This is a genomic window from Streptomyces sp. NPDC060209 (assembly GCF_042728155.1).
GTDB lineage: Bacteria > Actinomycetota > Actinomycetes > Streptomycetales > Streptomycetaceae > Streptomyces.
In genome coordinates this window covers 1-2,554 of the sequence record NZ_JBHWZS010000539.1, presented here as the reverse complement: position 1 = coordinate 2,554, position 2,554 = coordinate 1, and the positions used below count along the sequence as shown (strand labels likewise).

Below are 2,554 nucleotides of genomic sequence, written 5' to 3'. Positions count from 1 at the left end.
AAAAAACTCGGTGTGGAGCAGCTCGGTAGCTCTCTTTTATAAAAACCCAGAGGTCGCAGGTTCAAATCCTGTCCCCGCTACTGAAAGGTGAAGGCCCGGATCCTTTGGGATCCGGGCCTTCGTCATGTCACGGGGCGTTTTTCAAGTTGTCGGAGTGAAGTGCGGTTCGCGGGGCACGAGTTGGACCCAGCCGTGTTTCACTTGTCTCTCTGTGGGCATGTCGACAAAACGCTGAAGTGACCTCACTGGCCGCGGTATTCCAGGTGTACGCGGGTTACAGGTGGTGCGACGATGGTATTTATGGGGGACAGGGCAACTCTGTTGGAGACAGGGCGGTTTGTGCAGCGACGCGGCCGGACGACGGAAAACGTGGCAGATGCGGCATTCGCCGCTGCCCTGGCCGGGACCGCTGACATCGCCGATGGCGACCGCGAGGCCGCAGTCTTCACCGCAGAGATCATCGACACGGCCGACGCCGCGGGCGTCACCGAAGGCACGAACACCGAGACCACCGAGAACACGGACACTACGGATACCACGGACCACGCCGACCAGAGCGAGGCGCGGCACCGGCGTGCCGCGGAAGCCGGTGACACCGCCTCGATGAGCGTCCTGGGCGCTCTCCTGCTGCGTCGGGGAGATCTGGACGGGGCCGAGGCGCACCTGCGCGCGGCTACCGCCGAGGGCGACCGGGCCGCGGCCAACAACCTCGGCGTGCTCCTCCACCAGAGGGGATACGCGGACGAGGCGGCCGGGTGGTGGCGCATCGCCGCTGTCGCCGGTTCCGCCGCTGCCGCGCATGCCCTGGGGCGCCACTTCCGGGAGCGCGGTGACGAGCCCGGCGCCGAATACTGGCTGCGCCAGTCGGCCGAGCAGGGCCACGCACTGGGCGCGTACGCACTGGCCGACCTGCTGGAGCACCGCGGTGACACCGGTGCCGAGCGCTGGCTGCGCGCCGCCGCGGAACAGGGGCACCGGGAGGCCGCGTACCGCTTGGCGCGGACGATCGAGCGCAACGCCGTCGGCGACGCGCACGACGCCTTCGGCCTCGGCCGGGTCGTGGGCGAAGGCCGCAGAGGGCTGGACGCCGGTACGCCGGCGAAGCGGGACAGCCCCGTCGCGGGTCCCGATTCCGGGCGGGTCGGCGAGGCCGAGCAGTGGTACCGCCAGGCCGCGGCTCGCGGTCACCGCCGTGCCGCCCTGCACCTCGGCGCCATTCTCGAACAGCGCGGCGAGCTGAAGGAGGCGGGCCGCTGGTACCTCACAGCGGCCAAGGACGGCGAGCCCCGGGCGGCCTGCGCCCTCGGATTCCTGCTGCGCGACGCGGGTGACGAGGAGAGTGCGGCCGTGTGGTGGCTGCGTGCGGCCCAGGACGGTGACGGCAACGCCGCCAACGCACTGGGCGCGCTGCACGCGGCCAGGGGTGAGCAGCAGACCGCCGAGCGCTGGTACCGCGCGGCCATGGACGCCGGTGACGTCAACGGGGCGTACAACCTCGGCCTGCTCTGCGCGGCCCAGGACCGGATCCCGCAGGCCGAGCAGTGGTACCGCCGGGCCGCCTACGCCGGGCACCGCGAGGCGGCGAACGCGCTGGCCGTGCTGCTGCTCCAGGCCGGCGACGCGACCGGTGCCGAGCCGTGGTTCTCCAAGGCGGCGGAGGCCGGCAGTGTGGACGCCGCCTTCAACCTCGGCATCCTGCACGCCGGACGGGACGAGGACCGCACGGCGCTCGGCTGGTACCAGCGGGCGGCGGCGGCCGGGCACACCGATGCCGCGCTCCAGGTCGGCATGGCTCTGCTGCGGGACGGCGACGAGCGGGAGGCCGAGCGCCATCTGCGCTGCGCCGCGGGCGGCGGCAGCGCCGAGGCCGCCTTCCGGCTGGCAGGCGTCCTCGACCTGCGCCAGCCGGCGCCCGGACCTCCCGCGCTGGGAGAGCCGATGCCGGAGAAGACCGAATGCGAGGAGTGGTACGAGAGGGCGGCCGAGCAGGGCCACCGCCGTGCCCAGGTCAGGGCCGGGATGCTCGCCGCCGCGCGCGGCGACATGGCGAGCGCCGCGCGCTGGTATCGCGAGGCCGCCGAGTCGGGCAGCCGCAACGGGGCCTTCAACCTCGGCCTGCTGCTCGCCCGTGAGGGCAGCGAGCGCGAGGCGGCCCTGTGGTGGAGCCGCGCCGCCAACGACGGGCACGGCCGTGCGGCCCTGCGCCTCGCGCTGCTCGCCGCCCGCAGGGGCGAGCTCACCGAGGGGCAGCGCTGGTGCGCCCGGGCGGTCGAGCTGGGTCCTGCGGAGGTGACCGAGCGGGCCGCGCGGCTGCTGGAGGCGCTGCACCAGGAGCTCACCGCGTGACGGCGGCCCGGGCGGCGTAAATGGCTTCGCGCGGGTGTCCGGCGAATGAATTTGCTCTGGTCGGTGGGGGTGCCGTAGTGTTGCAATCACAACGACGCGGGGTGGAGCAGCTCGGTAGCTCGCTGGGCTCATAACCCAGAGGTCGCAGGTTCAAATCCTGTCCCCGCTACTGAAAGACAGAGGCCCGGATCCTTTCAAGGATCCGGGC

1 protein-coding gene and 2 tRNA genes are annotated in these 2,554 nt (G+C 72.0%); all 3 read left to right on the top strand.

Going from position 1 to position 2,554, the window contains the following annotated elements; translation table 11 throughout:
• Positions 1 to 6: 6 nt before the first annotated feature.
• Positions 7 to 80 (top strand) — tRNA-Tyr (locus ACFWFI_RS42350).
• Positions 81 to 291: 211 nt separating this feature from the next.
• Positions 292 to 2,346 carry a tetratricopeptide repeat protein gene (locus ACFWFI_RS42345; RefSeq protein WP_387401234.1) on the top strand — a complete coding sequence of 685 codons (2,055 nt, stop codon included), beginning with the start codon at positions 292 to 294 and terminating at the stop codon, positions 2,344 to 2,346.
• A 95-nt stretch (positions 2,347 to 2,441) separates the two neighbouring features.
• Positions 2,442 to 2,515: transfer RNA gene (locus ACFWFI_RS42340), tRNA-Met, on the top strand.
• The last annotated feature ends 39 nt before the right edge of the window (positions 2,516 to 2,554 follow it).